General features: G+C 59.7%; 19 protein-coding genes. 4 read left to right on the top strand and 15 right to left on the bottom strand.

Annotated features, from left to right (window positions below; genetic code table 11):
* Positions 1–112 precede the first annotated feature (112 nt).
* The gene (gene prfB / locus K315_RS0101995) at positions 113–1,246 is read right to left on the bottom strand and encodes a peptide chain release factor 2 (protein ID WP_029575950.1); all 1,134 of its coding nucleotides are present in this window, start codon (positions 1,244–1,246) and stop codon (positions 113–115) included.
* Between the two features lie 1,106 nt (positions 1,247–2,352).
* On the opposite strand from prfB, the gene K315_RS0101990 reads away from it, so the two are divergent.
* The gene (locus K315_RS0101990; protein WP_029575949.1) at positions 2,353–2,592 is read left to right on the top strand and encodes a hypothetical protein; all 240 of its coding nucleotides are present in this window, start codon (positions 2,353–2,355) and stop codon (positions 2,590–2,592) included.
* A gap of 488 nt (positions 2,593–3,080) precedes the next feature.
* Here K315_RS0101990 and K315_RS0101985 read toward each other — a convergent pair whose 3' ends face one another.
* On the bottom strand, positions 3,081–4,058 hold the full coding sequence (locus K315_RS0101985) for a DUF559 domain-containing protein (protein ID WP_029575948.1): 978 nt from the start codon (positions 4,056–4,058) through the stop codon (positions 3,081–3,083).
* 1,154 nt (positions 4,059–5,212) lie between these two features.
* Between K315_RS0101985 and dapD the strand changes: the two genes are divergently transcribed.
* Positions 5,213–6,202, top strand: coding sequence for a 2,3,4,5-tetrahydropyridine-2,6-dicarboxylate N-succinyltransferase (dapD, locus tag K315_RS0101980; protein WP_029575947.1), 990 nt, complete (start codon positions 5,213–5,215; stop codon positions 6,200–6,202).
* 184 nt (positions 6,203–6,386) lie between these two features.
* Positions 6,387–6,752: a DUF1304 domain-containing protein gene (locus tag K315_RS0101975; protein WP_015450798.1), complete on the top strand. Its 366-nt coding sequence runs from the start codon at positions 6,387–6,389 to the stop codon at positions 6,750–6,752.
* 1,312 nt (positions 6,753–8,064) lie between these two features.
* Here the strand turns inward: K315_RS0101975 and K315_RS0101965 are convergent.
* The 3 genes from K315_RS0101965 to K315_RS0101955 form a co-directional block, all read right to left on the bottom strand.
* Positions 8,065–9,357, bottom strand: coding sequence for a citrate synthase (locus K315_RS0101965; protein ID WP_029575946.1), 1,293 nt, complete (start codon positions 9,355–9,357; stop codon positions 8,065–8,067).
* Positions 9,358–9,931: 574 nt separating this feature from the next.
* On the bottom strand, positions 9,932–10,711 hold the full coding sequence (gene map / locus K315_RS0101960; protein ID WP_015450800.1) for a type I methionyl aminopeptidase: 780 nt from the start codon (positions 10,709–10,711) through the stop codon (positions 9,932–9,934).
* Positions 10,712–10,853: 142 nt separating this feature from the next.
* The gene (locus tag K315_RS0101955) at positions 10,854–11,534 is read right to left on the bottom strand and encodes an HdeD family acid-resistance protein (RefSeq protein ID WP_029575945.1); all 681 of its coding nucleotides are present in this window, start codon (positions 11,532–11,534) and stop codon (positions 10,854–10,856) included.
* Between the two features lie 204 nt (positions 11,535–11,738).
* Between K315_RS0101955 and K315_RS0101950 the strand changes: the two genes are divergently transcribed.
* Positions 11,739–13,817, top strand: coding sequence for a M13 family metallopeptidase (locus K315_RS0101950; protein ID WP_029575944.1), 2,079 nt, complete (start codon positions 11,739–11,741; stop codon positions 13,815–13,817).
* Between the two features lie 177 nt (positions 13,818–13,994).
* Here the strand turns inward: K315_RS0101950 and K315_RS0101945 are convergent, their stop codons facing one another.
* The 10 genes from K315_RS0101945 to K315_RS0101900 form a co-directional block, all read right to left on the bottom strand.
* A complete protein-coding gene (locus tag K315_RS0101945; RefSeq protein WP_081666352.1) occupies positions 13,995–14,630 on the bottom strand; it encodes a single-stranded DNA-binding protein in 636 nt (211 codons plus the stop codon).
* Between the two features lie 791 nt (positions 14,631–15,421).
* Positions 15,422–17,242 (bottom strand): proline--tRNA ligase, encoded by a 1,821-nt coding sequence (locus K315_RS0101940; protein WP_029575942.1) that lies wholly within the window; start codon positions 17,240–17,242, stop codon positions 15,422–15,424.
* Positions 17,243–17,326: 84 nt separating this feature from the next.
* On the bottom strand, positions 17,327–17,779 hold the full coding sequence (locus K315_RS0101935) for a hypothetical protein (protein ID WP_029575941.1): 453 nt from the start codon (positions 17,777–17,779) through the stop codon (positions 17,327–17,329).
* A gap of 157 nt (positions 17,780–17,936) precedes the next feature.
* On the bottom strand, positions 17,937–19,346 hold the full coding sequence (locus K315_RS0101930) for a PIF1 family DEAD/DEAH box helicase (RefSeq protein WP_029575940.1): 1,410 nt from the start codon (positions 19,344–19,346) through the stop codon (positions 17,937–17,939).
* Entirely contained in the window at positions 19,333–20,226 is an 894-nt protein-coding gene (locus K315_RS0101925; protein ID WP_029575939.1) for a Cof-type HAD-IIB family hydrolase, read from the bottom strand. The genes K315_RS0101930 and K315_RS0101925 overlap by 14 nt, the downstream gene beginning before the upstream one ends.
* Before the next feature lie 198 nt (positions 20,227–20,424).
* Entirely contained in the window at positions 20,425–21,099 is a 675-nt protein-coding gene (orn, locus tag K315_RS0101920) for an oligoribonuclease (RefSeq protein ID WP_015450816.1), read from the bottom strand.
* 108 nt (positions 21,100–21,207) lie between these two features.
* Positions 21,208–22,836 carry a sodium/proline symporter gene (locus K315_RS0101915; protein ID WP_029575938.1) on the bottom strand — a complete coding sequence of 543 codons (1,629 nt, stop codon included), beginning with the start codon at positions 22,834–22,836 and terminating at the stop codon, positions 21,208–21,210.
* 198 nt (positions 22,837–23,034) lie between these two features.
* Positions 23,035–24,582, bottom strand: a complete 1,548-nt coding sequence (gene guaB / locus K315_RS0101910) for an IMP dehydrogenase (protein ID WP_029575937.1) — start codon at positions 24,580–24,582, stop codon at positions 23,035–23,037.
* Between the two features lie 147 nt (positions 24,583–24,729).
* Positions 24,730–25,968: an MraY family glycosyltransferase gene (locus tag K315_RS0101905; protein ID WP_029575936.1), complete on the bottom strand. Its 1,239-nt coding sequence runs from the start codon at positions 25,966–25,968 to the stop codon at positions 24,730–24,732.
* Positions 25,965–26,624: an L-threonylcarbamoyladenylate synthase gene (locus tag K315_RS0101900; protein ID WP_029575935.1), complete on the bottom strand. Its 660-nt coding sequence runs from the start codon at positions 26,622–26,624 to the stop codon at positions 25,965–25,967. The genes K315_RS0101905 and K315_RS0101900 overlap by 4 nt, the downstream gene beginning before the upstream one ends.
* Positions 26,625–26,694 lie beyond the last annotated feature (70 nt).

Genomic DNA, 26,694 nt, shown 5'->3' with positions numbered 1-26,694 from the left:
CGCCCCGAATCCTTGTCCCAAGGCGGATACGGGGGCAGCACGTTCTCAAGTGTTGTCAGATGTGGTTCAGTTGTTGTTTCAAGGCTTTCGATGTTCCAAGGCCTCCGTCGCCTTAGGCTTGGGCAGCTTCCTCGGCGGCCTGCTTGCGCTGGTCGTGACGCCAACGGATGCCGGCCTCGATAAAACCATCGATATCGCCATCGAACACAGCCTGAGTCTGCGAAGTCTCATAACCGGTACGCAGATCCTTGACCATCTGGTACGGGTGCAGCACGTAGGAACGCATCTGGTCTCCCCAGCTGGCCTTGATATCGCCGGCGAGTTCCTTCTTCTTCTTAGCTTCCTCTTCGTGACGCAGCACCAGCAGGCGGGACTGGAGCACCGCCATGGCGGCCGCACGATTCTGAATCTGACTGCGTTCATCCTGCATGGAAACCACGAGGCCCGTGGGCAAGTGGGTGATGCGTACTGCGGAATACGTGGTGTTCACGCCTTGGCCGCCAGGACCCGATGCTTGGAAGGTGTCGACACGGATATCGGATTCCGGAATATCGATGTGATCGGTGGATTCCACGAGCGGAATCACCTCGACCGCGGCGAAGGATGTCTGACGACGGCCCTGGTTATCGAACGGCGAAATGCGCACCAGACGATGTGTGCCGCCCTCGACCGATAGCCGGCCGTACGCGTACGGGGCATCGACTTGGAATGTGGCGGATTTGATGCCGGCTTCCTCGGCGTAGGACGTGTCCATCATCTTCGTCTTGAAATTATGCCGTTCCGCCCAGCGCAGGTACATACGCAGCAGCATCTGGGCGAAATCGGCGGCATCGACGCCGCCGGCGCCGGAACGAATGGTGACCACGGCGGAACGTGCGTCGTACTCGCCGTCCATGAGGGTCTGGACTTCCATGTCGACGAGGTCCTGATCGAGCTGTTTGAGATTGTTGACGGCCTCGTCCATGGAATCCTTGTCGTCTTCCTCCGAACCGAGCTCGTACAGGGTCTCGACATCGTCAATGCGCCGTTGGGCGTCCTTGAGACGCTTCAGTTGGGATTGCGCCGCCGAGAGCTTGCTGGTAACTTGCTGAGCGTGTTCTTGGTCATCCCACAGGCCGGGCGCGCTCGCCTCTACCTCGAGATCCTTGATTGACGAGGCAAGGGCGTCCATATCGATGGCCTTGGCGATCATGTCAAATTTCGCCTTGGTCTCGTTCAAATCTTGCGTAAAGTCATAGTCTGCCACGTTTATCCACCTTACAGGCACAGGCGGAAATCGTCCGCCGACCCGCCCGAACGTTCACACCCTTTGCTGATTGTGAGCCGTCGCTCACAACCCAACGATGCAATGCCGTATCGCGCGCGGCACACGCGACTCCCCTACCAGGATTGTGAGTCCGCACTCACAATTTTCAGTGATCCCGCTCCCATTTGGCCACGAGCTGGTCTTCCTCCGATCTGATTGTGAGTCAGCACTCACAAATATCTGGGCGTCAAGCGCAACCTCCCCCACTATCATGCGGCAAGCGCAATCTCCCCCTATCTGATTGTGAGTCGACAAACACAACCGAAGCTCCAGGCTCCCCTACGGTCGCCAATCGCCACGGCCCCTGCGCCTGATTGTGAGCTAGTGCTCACAACCCGCCAAGCTATGTCAACGATGCCAGCTCTCGCCAGTCACCGTCAGTCGTCAGCAGCCAGCAGTTAGCAGCGACTAGCCACCTATCGCCAATCACCAGTTACCAGTCATCGGTCGGCTTCAGCTACCAGTTGGGACATACAAACGAACAGTTGTGAGTGACAACTCACAATCAGACGGGGAGAGACCATATCAGTCGCCGGCAATTGCTCATTCGTGTGCGCAAGGTGAGTCAGTGCTCACAATCATCGTCAGAGCAAACAGCGATGCCTTCATCACCCAAGATCATTGTGGGTGATTGTGAGTGGACTTTCACAATCAAGTGGGATGCACGGACGGGTGACGACGTATTCGGACTTGTTGCCGCATGATTGAGAGCCACCACTCACAATCAAGGGAGCAGAGTCAAGAAGCCGGTCAAACCAGTCAAGCCGCATAGCCAGTCGAACGAAACCGCTGGTCAGGCCAAACCACCGGTCAGTTATGTCCCAGAAGTTGGTGTATGAAGCCCTGTTCCTTGCGGGCTTTGAAAGGGATCACCGCCTAGTATCGCCATTGATGGATAAGCGAAATTGATGGCGGGAAGGACCAGACGATGACCGTAAGGCATAAGTTAGCATCATTGGACGATGAACAGACGCGGGACTTGCTGTTGCAGGTCGCGCGCGGGCAGGAGGATCGAACCGACGACCTGCCGCTTACAAGGCGGGCTGTTGCAGGTCGCGCGCGGGCAGGAGGAGATGCGTTACCGACTCTCGCGGATGCTGGAGCTGATGCTGGACACGTTTATGGGCGCGGAGGCCGACGAGGCGTGCGGCGCGGTGTACATGACGCGCGGCGAGGTCGGCGGAAACCGGCGCAACACGGATGGCTACGAAACTACAGTGACGTCGAATCGCAAGAATCCCATGAACAGACCTCTGACACAGTCACGGTTTGTGTCACGCTCGTAACCACGCCGGGAAAATCGCGACAACCTCGGCAACGACACACCGCCCCGGAGGACATGATTCCGTCCGGGCACAATCGGATTCCAAAACGTTACACGCAACGACGACACCTACGGTGCAACCGAGAAGCAAAGGGACATCATCGACTTTTCGACCGCAACGCAGTAAAAACGCCCACGTGATTATTGCGAAGCCGCGCCCCATTGCACGACTTCCTACCAGACCGACGTCAATCCAGCCACAAATTTGGCACACATTGTGCAATCATCAGGCGTGTCAAATATCGCCATGACATCAGTGATCTTCCCACCACCGGCCCATGAATCCAACGCGCGTCTTGCGTGCGACACCGAGTGCGTAACCGAAGTCAATGTCGCTGGCAACCGCCGGCAACCGTCAGTAAACCGTCAGTTTTCTCCCAGTGATCGGGCATCGGCACTGCCATCGTCCAACAACAACCGAATTGTCCGCACTACACAATTAACACACCATCAACCGTGCGCATCAGCCTTCTCGGTCATAGAATCATCAGCCTCTTTATCTATCCGCAGCAAGCGAGAAGCCAATCGTCGCAATGGAATCGGCCCTGTCACGGCATGTTTCCTCCCCGACCGGCGTTCTAGGCGCGAGGCCACACTTACCGCGAGCGCGCGCCGTTCAACATCACTGCGCATATCATTCCAGGTGACATTCACGCACAACCAGCCAGCATCCTCGAGCAACGTACGACGGCGAACATCCTCCTCCCAATTGCTCGCATGCTGTTTACCGTCGTATTCCACAGCGACTTTGCACTCAGAATATGCAAGGTCGAGGAAGAATCGCCGTCGTCTGCCCACGTTCGCCTGCCCGGTGTCGTTCCTGATATCGACGTGCGGATTGACTTGCGGCATCGGCAAGCCATAGGACAGCAGCATCAACCGCAATTCACTTTCTCGGACAGAATCAGTGTTCTCCCTCATCAGCACCATGGCTCTGCGAGAATTCACAGTGCCCGCCGGCATTCTTCGCTTGGCTTTTCGAATCTGCTCATGCGTCGCATGGCACGAATTGCGAAAATCGCGCAACGTCATCCACCGTTGATCGCTATCCCTGCGCATGAACGCATCGCCCAGAAACACCAACGATTCCAGCCTCGAACGACGCGCATACATCAGCCACGTCGTATCCGGCGCGACGCACGTAATACCCTCAAGATGCACCAGCCGCGTGGGATAGCTCCAATACACGCAGCGGACGCCCGCGATCCGTCTGCGAGTTTTCTGCGAATCCGCGACCACGACCAACTCGTCATGATTCAATTCATTCGGCACATCGATGCACAGCAATTTCAATGCGGTGCTCAGCGCAAAAATCAGCGGGGAAGCGGCGCGCGCCTGAAGTTCACGACAACGGATCAGCGTCTCAGCTTGGATACGCAGCAGACGGACCTGAGTCGTTTCGGTGCGACGGCCATTCGCCTGCGTCATCAGCCCCGATCTTCGATATTCAACGGTGTTCATACTCATACGGTCGACGCTAGCGTGTCGCGCGTTCTGCCGGAAACTGGAACGGACAATGTGGTCAGAAGATGAAGTTATCCGCAGTAAGGTCGTTTCCTGATTGTCGCAGGCGGACGAACGGCGGGCGGGGGTCGGCGGCGAGCGGTGTGGCATCTATCGGTATCCATTCCCGATATCCGCCTCGCAAGGATCTGATATCAGTCTCAGGTATGCGCCCAGCATCCGTCGAGTTTCCGCTAGTGACCTGCCAGGGATCCGACGGTCTCCGGCATGCGTCTGTTGTGAGCCGGGACTCACAACAAAACAGGTTGACGATGGCTGTCCCCGCACCGACACGTCAGAACACAACTGGTTGTGAGCGTCCACTCACAACCAATGACAAGAGCGGCAACAACCAACCACCGACCGACAGGCCAGTATCGTTGATTGCGTGTCACCACTCACAACCAACGATCACGGCGACAACAATCGACAGCCTGATAGATTCCACATCGTTGGTTGCGAACTGCCACTCACAACCAACGATATTGACACACAGAACAGCCGCAGAACGGGTCCGCCGTGTCCATATTGTGAGTCCCCACTCACAACCAACGATAAGGACACCAACAACCAACCAACGGACAGCACTCCACACCATCGATTACGAACCACCACTCACAACGAAACACCTTGATGACTTCCCTCCGTGTACTCGACGTACAAGAACGCAACCGATTGCGTGCTGCCACTCACAACCAACAGCATGAACGAGCAGAACCGCAGCAGAACGGGACCCAACACACCCACATTGTGAGCGGCCACTCACAACCAACAACAGGGGCGCCCCAAACGACTACAGATGCAACCACTCCACTTACTGATTGTGAGCCACCACTCACAACCAACAATCAGGACGGCACCATCAACCGCCAAACACCACCACGACAAACACCGCTCGGCCAGACACCACCGCCCACCCCATCACCACAACGCAACTCGCGCACCGGAATCCGCCTGTCGATAACCCGCGAACCGTAATATACTCGCCAGTAAGCGCACCATGGATAACGCGCACCTTCAGGACATCGCAAACCTCTAGGACATTGGCGCCTCAAAGCGCCAGAAAGCAGGAGAATATCATGGCAGACCAACGCACCGCATGGGGATGGGGACTGGCAAGCATCGACGCCGCCGGCGCCACGCTCGACGTGTGGTATCCGAAACTTACCCTCGGCCCCGTTCCATCACCAGCCGACCGCCCGGCACACGGGTTCGACGCTCTCGTCCGCGAACAAGCCGACGCACGCGGGGTACGACGCATCCCGATCTTCACCGTAAGCGATTTGGACGCAGCCCCCACGGATGCTGCCGACGCCTATCTGCGTCTGCACCTGTTGAGCATGCGCCTGGCAAAGCCGAACACCATCAATCTTGACGGCATCTTCGAAGTGCTCACGAACGTCGTCTGGACAAACTACGGCCCGTTCGCGATCGAAGATTTCGCCCTGCGCAAGATGGATGTGCAGGCGGCCGCAGCACACGCCGTCAACGGCGCCCCCAGTGCCAACGTCGAAGTCATGCTCGTCGACAAGATGCCGCGTATGGTCGACTATGTGGTCCCGACCGGCGTGCGCATCGGCAACGCCGACCGTGTGCGCCTCGGCGCCTTCCTGTCGGAGGGCACGACAGTCATGCACGAGGGCTTCGTGAACTTCAACGCTGGCACGCTCGGCGTTTCCATGGTTGAAGGCCGCATTTCGCAGGGCGTCGTGGTCGGCAACGGCTCGGATATCGGCGGCGGCGCTTCAATCATGGGCACGCTGTCAGGCGGTGGCAAGCTGCGCAACTCGATTGGCGAGCATTCGCTGCTCGGAGCCAACGCGGGCATCGGCATCTCCCTGGGCGATAACTGCGTGGTCGAAGCGGGCCTATACGTAACCGCCGGCACCAAGGTGACCGTATACGACAAGGCGAAGGTCGCCGCCGGCGAACCGCTCGACGTGGTCAAGGGTTCGGACTTGAGCGGCAAGAACAACATCCTCTTCATCCGCAATTCGGTCAGCGGCCGCATCGAGGCGCGCTACCGCAAGGTCGGCATTGCGCTCAACGAGAAGCTGCACAAGAACTGACGAATATCTCGGAATTGCGGGGCAGATGAATGGTATAACCTGTATTACCTTTCGTTTGCCCCGTTTTCTGATGCGACCGTCGGCGAACGTCAAGCCATCTGCAGTGATGCGGATGTCGAGCGTTATCTACGGTCCGCCCCACACGCAATCGTGAGAAACAGAAGAAAGAAAAAGAAGTAGTGTCATGCACATTGTCAGCATGGTCCTTGTGACCTTGGTATCTCTTGAATTCATGTACATCTTCTATTTGGAGACCATCGCGACTACATCGTCCTCGACGGGGCGCGTGTTCGGCATGACGCACGAGGAACTATCGCGCGATTCTGTGACAACGCTGTTCCGCAACCAGGGGGTGTATAACCTGCTGATCGGTGTCCTGTTGCTGATTGCGCTGTTCGCATACCACTCGCAAGCAGCGGTCGCATGGCTCTTGGGATACATCATCGCCGTCGCCGCATATGGCAGTTATACCAGCAGTCCGTGGATTATTCTGAAGCAGGGCGGAATCGCGATCGTCGCTTTGGTATTCACGCTCGTTTTTGGAGTATGAGCGGCGGATTCCGCGTATTGTCTCTGATGATGTGCTATTGATTCCAACGGGCTCGGTCAGGTCGGGACTCAGATTGGGCGAAACCGCGCGTCTTGGGTTCTAGTCGGCTGGAGTCCGAACCGGCAGAGCCCAAGGCAGGGTTAGACTCGCACGGCTAGGTCTCGGATAATCGAGATCTTGATGAATCGGAACATTCACCGACCGGGGATTAATCAACTGCAAGCTCGGCGAATTCAAGCCCATCAAGGTCATTTGTCCTTCTCCCATGTTGGTTGTGAGTGGTGGCTCACAACACGCTGGCAAACGCCACGCATTTGAGAGGCACTGACCGCACCTCTGTTCTGGTTGTGAGTCGCCACTCACAATCGACAACACGAATAGAAAAGCGCCTACTGAAGGACGCTGTCTAACCCCTTGGTTGTGAGTCCCAACTCACAACCAACAATCAAGGCGGCAACAATCAACAGCCTGACAGCGCCCCACTCCCTTGGCTGTGAGTCCTCGCTCACAACCAAGAATCAGGACATCAGCAATCTACCGTCTGACGGGATTCCATATGTTTGGTTGTGAGTCACCACTCACAACCAAACACGTTGACGACGCTCATCCACACACCGACACGACAGAACACAACCGATTGTGAGTCACCACTCACAACCAACGTGAGGATGAGCGCATAGGGCGGCTTGCACAGATGCGGGCGATCACACGACACGGGTGATCACGACACGGGCAATCACGACAGGGCAATCACGACGCACGAGGGCTGGGCGAAGCGCAATCCAACACAGTCAAACAACAACGGGCGCCGCGATACAGGTTGTGCGGCGCCCGTCATCGGCACGGTCAACGGGAATCTACCCCGCCATGGGAAGACTGCGCTCGTCAGTGTTTCTATGTTGCTGACACGATTGCGCCAGGACGAAGATACCAGAGAGATACCAGAGACAAGCAATCCCACTTCCCCAGACCATCGGTATTCTCAGCCCTTCGACACCATCTGTGAGACCAACGGCACCCTCGGCACCAGAAACGCCGTCATCGGACTCGCGATCGGCCAACCACCGGCACCAGCAACGTCAACGGCCGTCGCAATCGGCCAACGTCGTCAGCCAACGAACCGGCACCATCAACGCGCCGTCAGCCAAAGTCGTCGGCCAACGCACCAGCATCAGCAACGCCGTCAGCCATCACATCATCAGCGCCATCAGCGTCAAAGACCATCGATGCCACTGGTACGCTCAAGCCTTCGGCACTATCCGACCCGAAACGCCGCCAACGGAGCTAACCAAGTCAACGCCATCAGCCCAAATCAGCGCTGATCCATCGGAACATAATCGCGCTTCGCCTCACCCGTATACACCTGGCGCGGCCGGCCAATCTTGGTCATCGGGTCGTCCAGCATTTCGCGGTACTGCGCAATCCAGCCAGGGATGCGGCCGAGCGCGAACAGCGTCGTGAACATGGCCGGGTCGAAACCAATCGCGCGGTAAATTAACCCGGTGTAGAAGTCGACGTTCGGGTACAGGTGGCGCGAGACGAAATACTCGTCATTCAACGCGATCTGCTCAAGTTCCGTAGCCACGTCGAACAGCGCACGCTCGTCCTTCGGAAGCTTCGACGTCGCTTCATGCTCCATAATTTTCGTCAGATACGACTTTGCGATGGCCGCGCGCGGGTCGTACGACTTGTAGACGCGATGGCCGAGCCCGGCGATGCGCTTGCCGTTGTCCTTGGACCATTCGACGAATTCCTTGACGGTCTTGCCCGAATCGCGGATGGCTTTGAGCTGGCGCAGCACCGCCTCGTTCGCGCCGCCATGCAACGGACCGGACAGCGCGTTGACACCCGCGGCGACTGCGGAATACAGGTTCGCGTGCGCGCTGCCCGCGATGCGCACCACGGAGGTCGAGCAATTCTGTTCATGGTCGGCATGGATGATGAGCAGACGGCCGAGCGCGTGCACATACAGCTGGTCGGATTCGAACGGCTCGTATGGCACGGCAAAGCACATGCGCAGGAAATCGTCGACATAGCCGCGAGAGACGTCCGGATAGAGCATGGGCTCATCGCGACGGCGACGGAAGATGTAGCTGACGATGGTCCGCGCCTTCGCCATGATGATTTCGGCCGCTTCGTCAAGCTGATCGGAATCGTTGACATCCGTAGTGTCAGGGTAGAATGCGGCGAGCGCGTTGATGGCGGAGGCGAGCACGCTCATCGGGTGCGAAGTGCGCGGGAACGACCCCATGAAGGTGCGGAAATCCTCGCCGACCATGGTGCGATGGTTGATGTCGGAGCAGAACTTTTCGTACTGCTGGCGGGTGGGCAGTTCACCGTGACGTAGCAACCAGGCGACTTCAAGAAAATCGGACTTTTCGCACAGCTGCTCAATCGGGTAGCCTCGGTAGCGCAGAATCGAGTTGTTGCCGTCGATGAACGTGATTTTTGATTCACATTGCGCGGTCGTCAGGAAACCGGGGTCAAGCGTGACCCACCCGTCGTTGCGCAAATTGGACACAACGATGCCGTCCGGACCCGAGGTCGCTCTGACCAGCGGCAGATCGTACTGTTCGGAATCGATCTCCAACTCGGCTGTCGCCATCAGCTCCCCTTTCTGTTGGATACGTGCGCACCCGCCAATCGGCATCGTTCAAGCTGTCTTGAATGGTTCGGACGCCTCGAACGTCTCAAACGCCGACGACACAATGCTGCCGATAACGCAACGGCGGTCACATATGCGCGCGCTGGAGTGTGTTCATCATAACAGACCGCGCCAAGACCATGCTCGCGCTGTCTTGCACAACGGTCACTTTCTCATCGCAATCGCCGCGTGGTTTCAGCAAAACGAGCTGATTTCACGGTTTGCGCCGACCATGAGAATTTCACAGATTCTGCGGATTGGGGCGTAAGGCGAGGGCGGTGAATAACCGAATTACCCTTGAGAATTCCGCAAATCCGGCGGATTGCAATATTGCGATGGACACCATGCAGCGATGAAACACCGCAGGGGTGGGACGTCGCGAACGGCCCACCCCTGTCAGTCAATCAGCGATGCGCAGACATGCGTAGCGTAGCCTAGCGTTGCGTTGACACCGTTTCGGCTTTGCGTCGGCTTTGCACAGACCCTACGCCAACCTTACGCAGACGACCTTGCGCCGCATCGCTGCAACCTTGTATCACTCGTCACGAGCGGTGAGAATCACCGGACCGTTCTCGGTGATGGCGATGGTGTGCTCGGTGTGCGCGCCGCGCGAACCATCGGCGGAACGCAGCGTCCAGCCGTCCTTCGGATCCTGGTAGATCTCGTCGGTGGTCTTCATGAACCACGGTTCGATCGCGATGACCAGCCCTGGGCGCAGCTTGTAGCCGTGATGCGCTTTGCCATCGTTGGCGACGTGCGGATCGCCGTGCATGATATGACCCACGCCGTGGCCGCCGAACTCGAGGTTCACGGTGTAGCCCTGCTCGTGCGCAACATCGCCGATGGCTGCAGAGATATCACCGAGACGGTTGCCCGGCTGAGCTTGCGCGATGCCGGCGGCGAGCGCATCCTCAGTGCATTTGATCAGGCGCAAGTCCTCGGGATCCTTGTTCTTGCCGACCACAAAGCTGATGGCGGAGTCGCCGACCCACCCGTCGACGCTTATCGCCAGGTCGAGGCTGACCAGATCGCCGTCTTTCAGGTCATAATCATAAGGGACGCCATGCAGCACGGCATCGTTGACAGAAATGCAGATGTAATGCTTGAACGGGCCAGTGCCAAAGTCCGGGGCGTAATCCACGTAGCAGGATTCTGCACCCTTACGGCTTTCGATGCGGCGGCGGACATAATCGTCGATGTCAAGCAGATTGGTTCCCACGCCGGTCTGGGCGCGCAGTTCCTTGAGAATGCTGCCGACAAAATGGCCGGCAGGCTTCATTGCTTCGATTTCCTGAGGTGTTTTCAGTTCGATCATAATTGCAACCCTACTTCGTGCGGCTTACAAAGCAAGCCGTTGCCTTGACACCAGACGGCGAACCGTTGGCTGGAACGCAACGGGCCGCCTGTCAGTTGCGGCAGGCGGCCCGCTCGTTCCGATGACTGTTCTTCAGCTACGTTCAGCGCTTGCTGGGTTTGCCGAAGGTGAACGCACGCACGATTGCGCTGATACCGAGCACGATGAGCGTGATGCCGCCGAAAATCATCAGCGTCAACGCCGACGGCCCCGGCCAGAACAGGATTGCGATGCCCGCGATAATCGAGATGATCGCGTAGAAGATCGCCCATCCCTGCTTCGGCAGCATCCATGACTCGGTCAGTGCCATAATGCCTTCGACGATCCAGCAGATGCCGACGGTCAAGGTGATGACGATAAGCAGGGTCTGCGCGGACAACGCCGTGTACTTGAACATGATGACGCCGCCAATGGTCAGCAGCAGGCCGACGATGATATCAAGCACACGCCATCCGGCGGGCAGACCGAGTTCGACAATGGCGCTGACGATACGCACCACGCCGGCGACAACGAAGAATACGCCCAGCGCGATGGCCGCGACGAGCAGGGTCTTGCCCGGCCATACCAGCAACGCGACACCGAGGATGACGGCGACGATGCCAATCAGCCCATAGGCTCCGCGGATGGTGTTCTTCGCACGCTGCGGCAGCATCTCCTCGACCAGACGGAACGGGTTGAACGAATACTGGTTCCCGTCGTCGGATTCAGGATTCTGGCCCGCGTTCGGGTTGGGGTTGTTGGCATACGGTCCATAAGGATTCTGATTCATATTCTGATCAGTCATGACTACTCCTTTCCTTACAGGCACCGGATTTTGCCTACATTTCGTATTGTATTCGCGTACGATGGCCTTGTAGGGCAACGACATGCGCAGTATTGTCCGATTTCTTGCGCCCGTGCCCGCGCTCTGCGGGTCGGCTGCTCCACCCGCCCAGTACCGCCGACGGAACAATGCCGGATTGTCACCGAATCTGGCTAGGGTGAAGCTATGAGCAAAGCTTTGGTTTCCGGCCTTGACCCGGCCTCTTTTTCCTCCGTTATCAAGCCCGCCGACGACCTGTTCCGTTACGTGAACGGGCCTTGGATCGACACCTATCGTCTTCCCGATGATCGTTCTCGCTATGGTTCCTTCGACAAGCTCGCAGAGAACGCCGAAAGCCAGATTCGCGACATCCTTGAGGATGACGATTGTCCCGCGACGAAGTCCCGTGCCCTCTACCGCGCGTTCTGCGACACCGATGCCGTGGACGCCGCTGGCATTGAGCCGATTCGCCCCGATCTTGATGCCATCGACCATGCCGCGGATAAGACCGCGCTCACCCGCGTGCTCGGCTCGTTGAACCCGACCGGGGGACCGGACCTGTTCGCGATGGCGATATATGGTGACCCGGGAGACCCCGAGCATAACATCGTACACATCGAACAGGCGGGCATCGGCTTGCCGGATGAGGCGTACTACCGCGAGGATCATTACGCCCCGGTCCGCGAACAGTATGTGGCGATGGTCGCCAAGCAACTGCGCCAGGCCGGGTACGGCGACGAGCTGGAATCCGAAGAACAGGCGAAGCGCGTCCTTGAGGTTGAGACCGTCATCGCTTCGCACCATTGGGACAACGTGGCCACAAGGGATTCGCAGAAAACCTACAATCCCACTGATTACGCGGCATTGAGCGAGTCGCTGGAGCATTTCGGCCTATCCGATTGGGTGGACGCATGGCAGACGGCATACGACGCGACGCCGACAGGCAAGGCGCAACCGCTTGATTTCAAGGCGATTGTGCAACATACGATCGTACATGAACCGAGCTTCCTGTCCGGGCTTGACGCATTCTGGGCGGCAAGCGACTTGGATGACCTCAAGCTGTGGGCACGCGTCCACACCATCATCGGATGGGCGGGCATGCTCAGCCATGAGTTCGACGAGACGAATTTCGCGTTCTATGGCAAGGTGCTCTCCGGAGCCAAACAGCAGCGTGACCGGTGGAAGCGCGGCGTTTCGCTGGTCAACGGCGTGTGCGGTGAGGACGTCGGGCGCGAATACGTCAAACGTCACTTCCCTGAAAGCTCCAAGCAGCGCATGGAACAGCTCGTCGGGAATCTGATTGACGCCTATCGCGTGTCCATCAGCACCAGCGACTGGCTGAGCGAAGCGACCAAGGGCAAGGCATTGGAAAAGCTCTCAAAGTTCACCGCGAAAATCGGGTACACCAGTCATTGGCGTGACTACGCCGCCCTTGACGTACGCGATGACGCCGGACTTGTGGACAATATGCGTGCCGCGTCCCTGTACGAGAACGGATATCAACTGTCCAAGGCCGGCAAGCCTGTGGACCGTGATGAGTGGCTGATGAATCCGCAGACAGTCAACGCCTATTATGAGCCGTCACTAAATGTCATCGTGTTCCCGGCAGCAATTCTGCAGCCTCCTTTCTTTAATCCCGAAGCCGATGACGCTGCGAACTACGGTGGCATCGGCGCCGTCATCGGCCATGAAATCGGCCATGGCTTCGATGACCAGGGCAGCCAGTACGACGGCGACGGCAAACTCAACAACTGGTGGACCGACGAGGACCGTGAACACTTCGAGCAGCGGACCAAGGCGCTCATCGAGCAGTACAACGGTTTCGTGCCGAGCCAGCTCGTCGAGAAGTACGCCGACGAGCCGGACAAAGCCCCACACGTCAACGGCGCGCTGACCATTGGTGAGAACATCGGCGACCTGGGCGGCGTGAATATCGCGCTCAAGGCATACGCCTTCGCCCTCGACGCCGCTGCCGGCAAACCGGAGGACGGCTCCACCGACGCCATCAAGGCAGCACTCGGCACCGCGCCCGTCATCGACGGTTTCACAGGGCTTCAGCGTTTCTTCCTGAGCTACGCCTCGATTTGGCGGACCAAGCAGCGCGACGAACTCGCTGAGCAGTACCTGCAAATCGACCCCCACTCCCCCGCAGAATTCCGTACCAATGGCATCGTGCGCAATGTCGATTTGTTCTACACGGCGTTCAACGTGCAGCCCGAGGACGCGATGTGGCTCGACCCCGACAAGCGGGTACGCATCTGGTGATGCCACCTGTGTGCCGATAGGGCGCACGATTGCAGCCGCCGGACCATGCACCGCCGCCATATTCCGTCGTGTCGCGGATATGACCAGCCGGCAGTATTCCTCCCCACCACGTGGCCACGAAGACTCCTACATGTCTTCGTGGCCATTTTTGTTTGCCCGATTTCAAGCCGCCCCTGGTCAAAATACCTCCTCAGGAGGGTTCTCATCATCTTCGGGCATGGGATATGCTTCACCCTCAGCCGCTTGGTGCTGTTGCGTCTCAGCGAATGGGTCGCACGGAAGACCCCCTTGGTTTTGCCCGGCGGAGGCTTCCGGAGACACGGCTCCCTGATTAGGCGCACCTGACATGGAAGCCTGCTGCATTTGCGGTTGTCCCTGCGGCTGCTGCTGTTCCTGCGGTTGCGTCGACGTCCCAGGCGCCGGTGCCCCGGACGCAAATCCTGATTTCTGCTTGGTGAACTGCGATACCCCAAGTCCAAGATCATGGCCGATGGAAGCCGCTTCGATGACCGTTCTGGAATGGGTTTCGCCATCGCGTTCCCACTGCTCATTCGCCAACGTGCCCGACACGATGATCGGATCGCCTTTATGCACGCTAGCCAGCACATTGCGCGCCAGCGAACGGAACGCCTTGACCGTAATCCATATGGTCGGGCGGTCCCTCCATTCCTTTGCGGAGTTGTCGAAATAGCGGCGAGTACACCCGATCCTGAACGAACAGGCGGGCACATCCTTACCGAAATTGACCGGGTCGGAACCGGCGTATCCATTGATGGTTATCAGACCTTGCTGCACCATTGCTTTCCCCCTCATGATTGCGAATCCATGACTGCGATATGTGGACTGCAGCCGCGACGGGGACACGTCCTACCACACAACTGGAGATTGGAGCGAGGAGAGAAGCCTGTCGTATTGCAGGATGTCACCGTCGCGTCTGCGGTACTATTCATTCTTCCGGATGGCATGGGTACTGCGCCAGCCAATCGGAAAATGTGGTCAAAAGATGCATTCAGCTATCGCAATCCGCAGAATATCAAGGAAAAGTGAGAAACGGCGGAATGTGGATAACTCATGATACCGGTGTTGCTTCGCGTCTGTCGATGTGTTACGAGTCATAAGGACAGCCGGTTTGAACGAGAACGTCGGCTGGGAATGCCTTCGGCGCCGCCGCTCGCAATCAGGTTGAGATGCCACACACCCCAGCAACATTGGCGGGGTCCCCGCCGTCCCACCGTAACCGGTTTGGGTAGTGGCGCCAGCAGCCTAACGCGCACATGTCGTCGGCGTAATGAGGTTTTCAGGAAAGTCGCTCGGCTGGAAGCCGCCGAGAACAGTCGTTCAGGCGAGGACGCCGATCCGACAAACCCAGCGAATCCAATGAATTCCACAAATCCCGTACGAATCCCGACGAATCCCGCAGCGCCCGCAAATCGCATGAATCCTGCGAATCCCGTAAATCCCGCGGCGCCCACACGCAGTGGCGGGCGTCACCTTACTCAGATGACGCCCGCCACAGGTTGAATCATATCTGCGCGCACACGCACGGAAGACGAATCACATCATGCCGTACTCTTGCCGTACGTTGTCTGTGCGATACCCGGCCTCTACTTGCCAAGCAATGCGGCAAGACGATCGGCGATGGTCTGCGCAGCCGCATCGACGGCGACAGCCTCGGAGTTCGAACCGTCACGGTCGCGGACCTCGATCGTGCCGTTGTTGACCGTGTCACGGCCGACGACAGCGACCAGCGGCACGCCAATCAGCTCGGCATCCTTGAACTTAACGCCCGGGGAGACCTTCTTGCGGTCGTCATACAGCACTTCGATGCCACGATCTTCAAGTTCGGCGACCAGCTTTTCGGCGGCGTCGAAGGCCTCGGCGTTCTTGCCGGTGGCGAGGACATGCACCTGGGCCGGGGCGATGACCGCAGGCCAGGCCAGACCCTTGTCGTCATGATGGGTTTCGGCGACGCACGCGAGCACACGGCTGACGCCGATGCCGTAGCAGCCCATCCACACCGGGACGGCTTTGCCGTTCTGATCGAGGACCTTCAGGCCAAGCGCGTTGGAATACTTGAGACCAAGCTGGAAGACCTGACCGATTTCCACGCCGCGTTCGAAACTCAGCGGGCCGGAACCGTCCGGGCTCATATCGCCATGGCAGACCTCGACGGCCTCGACCGTGCCGTCGGCGGTGAAATCACGGCCATACACGAGGTTGTAGTAGTCGACTTCATGTTCGTCGGCGCCGGTGAACCACGCAGAACCGTGGGCGATATGCGCGTCAACGAAATAGCGAATAGGGTGCTCGACACCGCGCGCCGCAGCCTGCGGGCCAAGGGCCATCGGCCCGATATAGCCGCGGACCAGCTCCGGATGTGCCTTCAAGTCATCCTCGGTCGCTTCCTCAATCTCGGCGGGGGTGAACTGGGCTTCCAGACGCTTCATATCGACAACGCGATCGCCGGGCACACCGACAACCACGAGTTCGCGCCACGGCTTATCGTGGTCGGCATCCTCAGGGTGTTTGACGGCGATGACCACATTCTTCAGGATGTCACTCGCCTGCCACTGACGGCCGTCGCTGCGCGGATGGTCCTCATTGGCGCGCGCGACCATATTGTCAATGCTCATCGCATCAGGGGTTGGGACCTTTTCGGCGGCAGGAGTGTCGGAATAATCCTCGACCGGCGGTTCCGGCGTGGTCAGCGCCTCTACGTTCCAAGCCTTGCCGGACGGGGCAAGCGCGAAGGTGTCCTCGCCAATCGGCATCGGGGCAAGGAACTCCTCGGACGCAGATCCGCCCATCGGGCCGGACATGGCGAACACCGGGACATACTTCAAATCAAGGCGGGTGAAGATGCGCTCGTAGGCGCCGCGCTCGTCCATGTAGGCCTTGCGCATGCCCTCCTCGTCAACGGTGAAGGAGTAAGCGTCCTTCATGATGAACTCACGGCCGCGAATCAGGCCGGCGCGCGGGCGGAACTCGTCGCGGTACTTGGTCTGAATCTGGTAGAGCGTCACCGGCAGGTCCTTGTACGAGGAGTACATGTCCTTGACCAGCAGAGTGAACATCTCCTCATGCGTGGGGGCCAGCAGATAATCCGCACCATGGCGGTCCTTCAAGCGGAAGATGTTTTCGCCGTACTCTTCCCAGCGGTGGGTCGCCTCGTACGGTTCGCGGGGCAGCAGGGCCGGGAAATGCACTTCCTGGGCTCCGATACCGTTGATTTCCTCACGGATGATGCCCTCGATCTTATCGAGGACGCGCAGGCCGAGCGGCAGCCACGTCCAGATGCCTGGAGCGGCTTTGCGGATGTACCCGGCGCGTTGCAGCAGTTTCGCGGAATCAACATCCGCATCGGCAGGATCCTCGCGCAGCGTGCGCAGGAACAGCGTAGACATACGAAGTGCTTTGGAACTCATGAATCCCAAGGTATTCGCGTTATGGGACATTGGGGTGGCAATGCCAGCGAAGACGGCTGACAACACCTCGGCGCGAATAGACGGCTAGTCGCGCTTCTTGCCGCCGGCCGCGGTACTGTTCGCCGCCTCGTCAACCTCTTCCTCGACGGTTTCCTCAAGTTCCGCACGTTCCAGACCGGACATCGGGTAGAGGAAAATCGGCAGCATCATGAGGCATCCGACCAGATAGAACACGTCCGGCAGGGAGAACAGGTGGAAGAAGGTCAGGCTGTTCGGCATGAGGATGCCGACACAGACCACGGCCATGCCGATCGGCGGCAAGGTCGACCACACCACGGGGTTCGGAGCGTTGTCGGCGCGCTTGCGCTTCACGGAATCAAGATATACCGGGATGATAAACATGAGACCGCCGACCAAGGTGAGGACATCCGTGAGTTTCACAGTGCCGAACAGCACGAGCGGCCATGTCTGGAACAGGACGAATGCGACGAACATGGTCAACAGGCCGATGACAGATACTACGGTTGATTTCTTCATGGCGAACCTCCTTGCGATGGCGTCCGCCTCTCCTGCGAGCCGGACGCATCCGATACTTCCAGTGTAGCCTGCTCATCGCCGTGACGCGAGAATCCACACGCGAGAAAACCTCACACGGGAAGCCCGGGGAAGATTGATTGTCCGTCTGCAACCCCGTCTAGAACAATCCGCCCTGCATGAATTCGTCCTCTAGAGGCTCCTCGCCCTTGTCACGGAAGGCATCCTCGCCATGCTCGGCAAGGTCATGCTCGGCCATGTGCGAACGGTCACGCAGAATGCCGTCAAGCCCCACCGCCTGCGGGGAGACGAGGAACGCGCGATCGTTGATGCCGTCCAGGTACAGCCCCTCCATGGATTCGACGCGGGAGAGGGCCACATAGCCCATGCCGGGCGCGAAGGTCCTGCGCAAATCCATGCGCGCGCGGTCGAGGGTCATGCCCTGCGATTTGTGGATGGTGATCGCCCATGCGCAGCGCAGCGGCACCTGCTTGACCGAGGCGAGTACCGTCTCGCCGTCCATCATCTCCCATGCGGCCGGTTGCATGATGACGGTATGCCCGTTGTCGAAACGGACCATCGGGTACTCGTCACCGTCACGATTGGCGACGAAATCGACCACCGTGCCGAGCGAACCATTGACATACTGCTGGTTGGTGTCGTTGCGCAGGGCCATGACCGCGGCCCCGATCTTGAGGGTCAACAGTTCGGGGGCGAGCATGGTGCTTTTGAGCCGTTTGACCAGCTGTACCGGGCCCGAGGCCTGAGCTTCGTAGACGTGCTCGCGGCTGTCGATCTGCGCGAGCTTGCGGTCGTTGAGCTCGTCGGTCTGCCGGTTGTTGGGGAACAGATAGACGGCGACATCGTCCTCGGCCGGCTCGACGCCAATGCGGGCGTCCAACGCCGCGCGATCGGCATCGCTGACCGCCCCGCGCCTGATGTCGGTGAGCACGTCAAGCAGCTGGCCGGAATCCTGACGATGCTGTTCGGTCAGATAACACACAACAGGGTTGAGTTCCGGCCATACCAACGATTCCGTGACAAAACCCTCCGGATTGCGCCCTGCCCGCTCATACCGCTCACGCATGGCGACCATTTCCGGCGGCGGAACGACAAGTTCGCGGTCCCGCTTGGCATGGGCGACCGGGGGCAGCTGGAACGGGTCGCCGGACATGACGACCTGTAGTCCTCCGAACGGCTCTGGATTGCGCCTGACCGCGCGGCATGCCTGATCGACCATGTCGAACAGCCAGGCGTGCATCATGGAGATTTCGTCGATAACGAGGATGTCGGTCGCGCGGATACGCTTGCCACGACGCGTCTTGATCTGTTTGAGCAGGCTGTCAGTCATCGCCTCGGCGACGCCGACACCGCTCCACGAGTGGATGGTCTGCCCGTTCAGATGCGTCGCCGCAATGCCGGTGGACGCCGTAACCGCCACGGACGCCCCGCGCGCCCTGGCCTGTTTGACGAATTCGTTGAGTACATAGGTTTTACCGGCCCCCGGGGCGCCGGTGAGGAACACGCTGGCGCCGGCATCCAGAATCCTCAATGCGTCAGTTTGCAGCATCGGCGTGTCTCCTTTGGCTTTCCCGCTGCCGGAGCATGGCATCGATGACGCGCAGTACGCCATACTCGGTGTTCGCCGGGGCGATATACCGCGCCTCGCGCAGCAAATCCGGGTAGGCGTTGGCCATCGCGAAGGACCACTCCCCCGCCCCCAGCATCTGCAAATCATTGAGATAATCGCCGAATACCATGGTCTGTGCGGGCGTAATACCCAGCTGTTCTTGCAAGGCCACGACCCCGCGGCGCTTGTCGGTGTGCGCGTCCATGATGTCCACCCAATGCGCTCCGGAAACGACCACCTGATAGCAGTCGCGCAGCGGGGCGAACAGGGTGTCAGCGGGCACACGCACATCGCCGAAATCGAATACCGCCACCTTGAGAATCCGGTCGGCGTGCGGCCCCATCACCGCTTCATGCAGGTCGTCGAGGAAGGCGAGACGGTGGTAGTACTTGCGGCATTCGTCCACGAACGGTGTGTCTTTGCGGTTGGTATACGCGCTGTGCTCGCCGCACACCACCATGCCGACATCATGGCCTTGAGGCAGGTCAGCGCCCACCAACAGGCCGATCATTTGTGCCACCGCATGGGCAGGCAGCGCGGTCACACCGGTGGTGCGACCCCGTGCGACCACAAGATTGCCGTTCTCGGCGATGAACGAGCCGGTCGGCATGGCGTCGCCGAACATGTCACGCAGCGTGAAAATCTGTCGCCCGCTCGCCGGGACGAATTCAATGCCAGCGCGTTGCAAGCGTGCGAGAAGCGGCCAGAATCCCTCAGGAATCCGGCTGTCGCCGTCCAGTAATGTGCCGTCCATATCGGCGACGACCATCGCGATATCACTGGGAAGCGGCGTGGATTGAGTCCATGGTGTCGCGTTCATGCCTGGATCCTTTCAGCATTCTGATTCGCGAATAGCGGGCCGGCAGCGTATCGGTTCAGTGCCGGCAACGTACCGGTTTCATACCGGTATGGTCGCCGGCAACAAGCCGGTTCAGTGCCGGCTTCGTGCGGTGCGGCAATCGGCCGAGCTGTAGCGGGAAAAGCGGCCGTCAGCAGTCAAATGACGGCCTCCCTGACGTTACTCGAGGGCGTTGCCGTTCTTCTCGTACGTGCGCAGCAGACTGGTCGCCTCGATGTGGCGAGCGCCAGCCTTAGCCGCCTCGGCATCCGGGCCTGGGGCCGGGACGAAGAGCAGATCGCGGTAGTAGCGCAGCTCGTCAATGGATTCGATGATATCGGCGAGCGCACGGTGGCCGCCGTTCTTCGCCGGACGGTTGCGGTAGACGTCCGGATACCAGCGGCGGGCGAGCTCCTTGATGGTGCTCACGTCGATGACCCGGTAGTGCAGGTGCTCCATGAGGCCGGGCATGTAGCGGTCGAGGAATTTCTTGTCGGAGCCAACGGAATTGCCGGCAAGCAGCGGCTTGACCCCGTCTGGGGTGAACCGCGCGACATACTCGGTCACCTTGCGTTCGGCTTCCTCAAGGCTCAGCCCGTGCTCCCATTCGTTGATCAGGCCTGAACGGGTGTGCATGGCGCGCACGAAATCATTCATATGGGCGACAGCCGCGTCGGACGGCTTGACGACATAATCCACGCCCTCGTCGAGCACGTTGAGGTCGAAATCGGTGGGGACGACGGACACTTCGCACAGCTCGTCGTGGAAGATATCCAGTCCGGTCATCTCGCAATCAATCCAGATCATGCGCGAATCTTGCGCGGTATAGGTCTCTGCGTCATGTGCGTCTACCATGGTGCCTCTTTCCTCATGTATCAACGGTCATGTCCGACTTCGGCGGCATGCGAACCCCCGCGGACCGGACCTCTCAGGTTACCGCGGGGGTGGGAGAAGCATCGCGTCTCAGATCTGCGAACGTTCCTCAGCGGCTTGGATTTCGGCTGCGACCAGATCGTCATCGACCTTGCGGTCGGCGGGATCGTCGAGATAGTGGTCGAATTCGTACAGCACCGAATCTTCGGGCGCCGGGGTGAGCAGCGAGACGACGACGATGAGCAGCAGCGAGATGATGAACGCGGGCAGCAGCTCGTAGATGGCGAAGACACCGCCGAGCGGTTTGATGAGATTGTGCCAGATGAGCACCGTGGCAGTGCCGCCGAGCATGCCGGCGATGGCACCGTACTTGTTCGTGCGGCGCCAGTACAGGGACAGGAGCATCAGCGGGCCGAAGGACGCGCCGAGCCCCGCCCACGCGTAGGAAACGACCTGGAAAATCGAGGAGTTTTGGTCGAAGGCCACGAAAATGCCAAACAGGAACATGACCAGCAGCGTGGTGCGCGCCACCATCATCACCTGCTTGTCGGTGGCCTTGCGGTTGATGACGCCGCGGTAGATGTTCTCGCCCACCGCGCTCGCGCCGATGATCAGATATGAGGAGGAGGAGCTCATGGAGGCGGCGAAGATGCCGGAGACCACGATGCCGCACAGGAAGCTCGGCAGCAGCGCCTGGGCGATGACGATGAAGATGTTTTCGGCGGCGGCCTGCGTGCCGAACTGGGTGGGCATCATCGCACGTCCCGCCAGACCGATGCACACGCCGCATGCGAGCGAGATCACGCACCATGTGGTGGCGATGATCCTCGATTTGCGGATCTCCTCGGAGCTGCGGATCGACAGGAAGCGCACAAGCACCTGCGGCATACCGAAGTATCCCAGGCCCCAGGCGAGCATGGAGATGATAGTGATGATGCCGTAATCGGTGGGCGCGCCGAAGACCGCCTTACCGTCGCGCACAATCTGTTCGCCCATGGAGTTGAGCACCGGGGTGGCCAGATGCGTGCTGTCGAGGAAGCCCGGAATGCCGCGCAGGAAGGTCACGGTGTTGTCCACGCCACCGACCGAGACAATTGAGCCGATGAACACGACGGCGAGCGCGAAGAACATGAGCATGCCCTGGATGAAGTCGGTGACGACCACGGACAGGTAGCCGCCGATCAGTGTGTAGGCGAACACGACGGCCGCGCCGACGACCATCGTCAGATGGTAATCCCAGCCGAACAGGGTGGAGAACAGCTTGCCGACCGTCACGAAGCAGCTGCCCACGTACACGCAGAAGAAGATAAGGATAATCAGCGCTGCGATGGTGGAGATGACGTTCTTCTTGTCATGGAAGCGCTTGGAGAAGAAATCCGGCACGGTGATGGCGTCGCCCGCAACTACCGAATATCGCCGCAGACGCCGGGCCACCAGCCGCCAGTTGAGATATGTGCCGATTGCCAAGCCGATCGCCGTCCACATGGCGTCTGCGGCGCCGGTGAAGTAGGCCAGACCGGGCAGACCCATGAGCAGCCAGCCGCTCATGTCGGAGGCTTCGGCGCTCAGGGCCGTCAACCACGGGCCGACACCGCGACCGCCGGCGAAATACTGCTTCGCCGAGGAGTTCGAACGTTTCGAATAGGCGAATCCGATGGACAGCATGGCGATGAAATACAACACCATGGCGAGTAGTACCCAGAAGTCTTTGGTGACCATACCCTTCTTCTCTCAATCATGACGATGACGTGTGCAGCCTATCAGTGTGGCGGGCAGACGTCTTTCGCTGGTTTCTTTCGTTGGTCTCTTTCGTCGGTAGTACCAAGAAGGCGGCCGCTCTGATGCACTGGCAACAGGGCGGCCGCCTTGCAATCCGGCAGCAATCCGCGGAATCACGCCCGCGGGGCTGTCAGGACATCAGTTGTTGTGGAAGCCGGAGTAGTTCGGCGCTTCCGCGGTCATAACGATGTCGTGCGGATGGGATTCACGCAAGCCAGCGTCGGTGATGCGGATGAAGCGGCCACGCTCCTGCAGTTCCTTGATGTTGTGCGCGCCGACGTAGAACATCGACTGGTGCAGGCCGCCGATCAGCTGGTAGAGCACGGCGTTGAGCGGTCCGCGGTACGGGACTTCGCCTTCGACGCCTTCCGGCACGACCTTGTCGTTGCTGGCGACATCGGCCTGGAAGTAGCGGTCCTTGGAGTAGGACTTCTTGCCGCGCGGGGCCATTGCGCCCAGCGAGCCCATGCCGCGATACAGCTTGTACTGCTTACCATGCAGCAGGACCTTCTCGCCCGGGGCTTCCTCGCAGCCTGCGAGCACGCCGCCAAGCATGACGGTGCTCGCTCCGGCGACCAGCGCCTTGGCGATATCGCCGGAATAGTGGATGCCACCGTCGGCGATGCACGGGACGCCCGCGGCCTTGCACGCCTGGGTGGCCTCATAGACAGCCGTCAGCTGCGGGACGCCGACACCGGCGACCACGCGGGTGGTGCAGATGGAGCCCGGGCCGACACCGACCTTGACCGCGTCCGCGCCGGCGTCAATCATGGCCTGGGCGCCTTCGCGGGTGGCGATGTTGCCGCCGATGATCTGCACGCCGTTGAACGCCTTGTCGGCCTTGAGGCGACGAATCATGTCGAGTGCCAGACGGGCTTCGCCGTTGGCGGTGTCCACGACGAGCGCATCAACACCGGCCTCCATAAGGGCGGAGGCACGCTGCCAGGCATCACCGAAGAAACCGATGCCTGCGGCCACGCGCAGACGGCCCTGGTCGTCCTTGGTGGCGTCCGGGTACTGCTCGGTCTTCACGAAGTCCTTAACGGTGATCAGACCGGTCAGATGGCCCTCATTGTCCACGAGCGGCAGCTTCTCGACCTTGTACTTGGCGAGCAGACGATGCGCGTCTTCCTTGGAGATGTTGGACGGACCGGTGATCAGGTGGTCCTTGGTCATGACGTCCTTGACCTCGAGACGGTCGTAATCCTCGGAGGGAATGAACCGCATATCGCGGTTGGTGATGATGCCGACGAGCTTGTTGTCCTTGTCCACGACCGGCAGGCCGGAGATGTGGAACTTGCCGCACAGCTTGTCAAGGTCGGCGAGCGAGACTTCCGGGTTCACGGTCAGCGGGTCGGTGATCATGCCGGATTCGCTGCGCTTGACGATATCAACCTGAGCGGCCTGATCGTCGATGGACAGGTTGCGGTGGAGCACGCCGATACCACCGTTGCGGGCCATGGCGATAGCCATGTCGGATTCGGTGACGGTATCCATGGCCGCGGAAATCGCCGGGGTCTTCATGGTGATTTCACGGGTGAGGTGGGTGGTGGTGTCAACTTCAGACGGAATCACATCCGTCTCGTTCGGGAGCAGCAGCACATCGTCATACGCGAGGCCGAGCTTGGCGAAAATCGGAGGGACGGGAGCATATGCTTGCGCTTGCGTATCAAAATTTGAAGCCATAACCACACTATAAGGTCGTGACCTGACTTGCGACACGCGAACGGCCGAAATGGGCGTCATTACGAGCTTTTCGAGCGCAGCGGTGCAAGACATGGACCGTGGGCTCGCGCCGCAATCCCGCATCCGCCTGCTGGTAGACAGGCCCGATCACGCTTGCGACGGACGATCCGCGTCCTTTTCCGCATCCCGCGATTCATTCCCGGCCTCGGAAGTCGGCCGATCGGCGCCCCGCCCCGACTGCGGACACACATGCTGGGCGGCATGGTGCTTCGAATACGCGGCGTCCTCCTCCATAATCTCCGGAATCCTCCTGCGCAGATACGGCAACATGGTGAGCACGGTCAGCACCGCCGCGGCGACAAGGAAGCCAATCACCACATATCTGACCGGGAAGAACAGGATGGTGACCGACCCGAAGGAAATCAGCGCGGCCCAACCCCACAGAATCAGCACCGCCCCTTGGACGGAATGGCCGATTTTGAGCATCCGGTGATGCAAATGCATGCGGTCGGGGTGCATCGGCGACTGGCCTTTGCTCAAACGCCGCACAATGGCCAGACACATGTCCAGCACCGGCAGGAACAGCACGAGAATCGGCAGCAAAATCGGCATGAATACCGGGACATACACGCTCGTGTGCAACGAAGCCGGATCCAAATGCCCGGTCATCACAATCGACGCGCAGGTGATCAGATAGCCGAGCAGCATCGAGCCGGAATCGCCCATGAACAGTTTCGCAGGATGCCAGTTGTGCAGCAGGAAGCCGATACAGACCCCGACCAACGCGACATCGATGAGCGTGGCCATCGACGCGTAACTGGGTGACGAGCGCGCGAGAATATACGAATACAAGCCGAACGCGATACCGCCGATGGCGACAATGCCGGCGGCAAGCCCGTCCAGGCCATCCACGAAATTCACCGCGTTGATGGACGCGACAATCAGGAATGCGGTCATGGCCATCGACAGCGTTGGGGACGCGGTGACCAAGGACCCGAGTGGCAGCGAGATAATCTGCAGGCCACCCCACGCCACGAACACCGAGATGAGCAGCTGACCGGCGAGTTTGAGCATCCAGTCCAAATCCCACAGGTCATCGGCCATGCCGAGCAGGCAGATCAAAATCGCGCCGATCATCACCACCCAAGCCTGATGATTCGCTGTAAACAAGCCGGAAATGAACGGGATGCGGCTGGCGAACAGCATGGCGACCACGAATCCTACCAGCATGCCCAAGCCGCCCATGCGTGGGGTCGGGATGGTGTGCACGTCACGTGCGCGAACCCTGCCGACCGCGCCGATATGAATGGCGATATGGCGAATCAGCGGGGTGATCAGCCACGTGGCTCCCCCGGCGACCGCGGCGATGAACAGGTAGACCCTCATGCGCCCAATCCCCCGCCGTTGATGTGCAGGGCTTCGCGAATCGCCGCCTGATGGATGACGCCTTCGCGCAAGACGTTGATGCCGTCGCGTTTCGTCGGGTCGGCCGCGACCACCGTACTGGCAATATGGCCTTGGGTTGGGCCGCCGTCAAGATACAGATCGACCTGGTCGCCGAACGCGGCGACGGCCTCGTTAACGGTCTGGGCGCTTTCATCGCCGGACCGGTTCGCGCTGGAGGCCGCCACCGGGCCGGTCGCACGCAGGATACGCAAGGACAGCGCGGAATTCGGCACGCGGATCGCCTGTGTCGCATGTCCATCGGATTCATGGCGAATCGTCTTCAACCGGCAATCCTGATCGGCAACGACAATCGGCGAAAACGCCCCCGGAAGGAAGGCCGCGGCGAGACGGTTCAAGGGGGCCGGAAGGTACAGGCCCAAATCCTCCACATTGTCGGCATCGGCCATGATCACTTGCAACGCCTTGTACCTTGGACGCCGCTTGAGTTGGTAAATCCGGTCGATGGCCTTGCTATTGAACGGATCGCAGGCGATACCGTACACGGTGTCCGTGGGGATGACGATAACCCCGCCATCCTTGATAATCTGCGCCGCCCGCGCAATGGACCCGTCATCGACTGTGCATACCTCGCCCATAAAACCTCCGATTGTTTCACCACTATTGCACCATCGCGTCCCGACGTGCCGGCCGGCGTGCGCTCGGGCC

Origin of the sequence: Bifidobacterium thermacidophilum subsp. thermacidophilum DSM 15837 (assembly GCF_000426425.1) — a bacterium.
Classification (GTDB): Bacteria; Actinomycetota; Actinomycetes; order Actinomycetales; family Bifidobacteriaceae; genus Bifidobacterium; species Bifidobacterium thermacidophilum.
The sequence above is the reverse complement of the archived record's forward strand: the minus strand, read 5'-3'. Positions and strand labels throughout refer to the sequence as shown.

Bases quoted from the DNA above. Each gene is read 5' to 3' on its own strand.
- orn (WP_015450816.1), bottom strand. From the start codon at position 21,099: ATGGTAGACGCACATGACGCAGAGACCTATACCGCGCAAGATTCGCGC.
- K315_RS0101985 (WP_029575948.1), bottom strand. From the start codon at position 4,058: ATGACGCAGGCGAATGGCCGTCGCACCGAAACGACTCAGGTCCGTCTG.
- K315_RS0101930 (WP_029575940.1), bottom strand. From the start codon at position 19,346: ATGCTGCAAACTGACGCATTGAGGATTCTGGATGCCGGCGCCAGCGTG.
- dapD (WP_029575947.1), top strand. From the start codon at position 5,213: ATGGCAGACCAACGCACCGCATGGGGATGGGGACTGGCAAGCATCGAC.
- K315_RS0101975 (WP_015450798.1), top strand. From the start codon at position 6,387: ATGCACATTGTCAGCATGGTCCTTGTGACCTTGGTATCTCTTGAATTC.
- K315_RS0101925 (WP_029575939.1), bottom strand. From the start codon at position 20,226: ATGAACGCGACACCATGGACTCAATCCACGCCGCTTCCCAGTGATATC.
- K315_RS0101940 (WP_029575942.1), bottom strand. From the start codon at position 17,242: ATGAGTTCCAAAGCACTTCGTATGTCTACGCTGTTCCTGCGCACGCTG.
- K315_RS0101945 (WP_081666352.1), bottom strand. From the start codon at position 14,630: ATGAGGGGGAAAGCAATGGTGCAGCAAGGTCTGATAACCATCAATGGA.
- guaB (WP_029575937.1), bottom strand. From the start codon at position 24,582: ATGGCTTCAAATTTTGATACGCAAGCGCAAGCATATGCTCCCGTCCCT.
- K315_RS0101950 (WP_029575944.1), top strand. From the start codon at position 11,739: ATGAGCAAAGCTTTGGTTTCCGGCCTTGACCCGGCCTCTTTTTCCTCC.
- K315_RS0101905 (WP_029575936.1), bottom strand. From the start codon at position 25,968: ATGAGGGTCTACCTGTTCATCGCCGCGGTCGCCGGGGGAGCCACGTGG.
- K315_RS0101965 (WP_029575946.1), bottom strand. From the start codon at position 9,357: ATGGCGACAGCCGAGTTGGAGATCGATTCCGAACAGTACGATCTGCCG.
- K315_RS0101955 (WP_029575945.1), bottom strand. From the start codon at position 11,534: ATGACTGATCAGAATATGAATCAGAATCCTTATGGACCGTATGCCAAC.
- map (WP_015450800.1), bottom strand. From the start codon at position 10,711: ATGATCGAACTGAAAACACCTCAGGAAATCGAAGCAATGAAGCCTGCC.
- K315_RS0101900 (WP_029575935.1), bottom strand. From the start codon at position 26,624: ATGGGCGAGGTATGCACAGTCGATGACGGGTCCATTGCGCGGGCGGCG.
- K315_RS0101935 (WP_029575941.1), bottom strand. From the start codon at position 17,779: ATGAAGAAATCAACCGTAGTATCTGTCATCGGCCTGTTGACCATGTTC.
- K315_RS0101915 (WP_029575938.1), bottom strand. From the start codon at position 22,836: ATGGTCACCAAAGACTTCTGGGTACTACTCGCCATGGTGTTGTATTTC.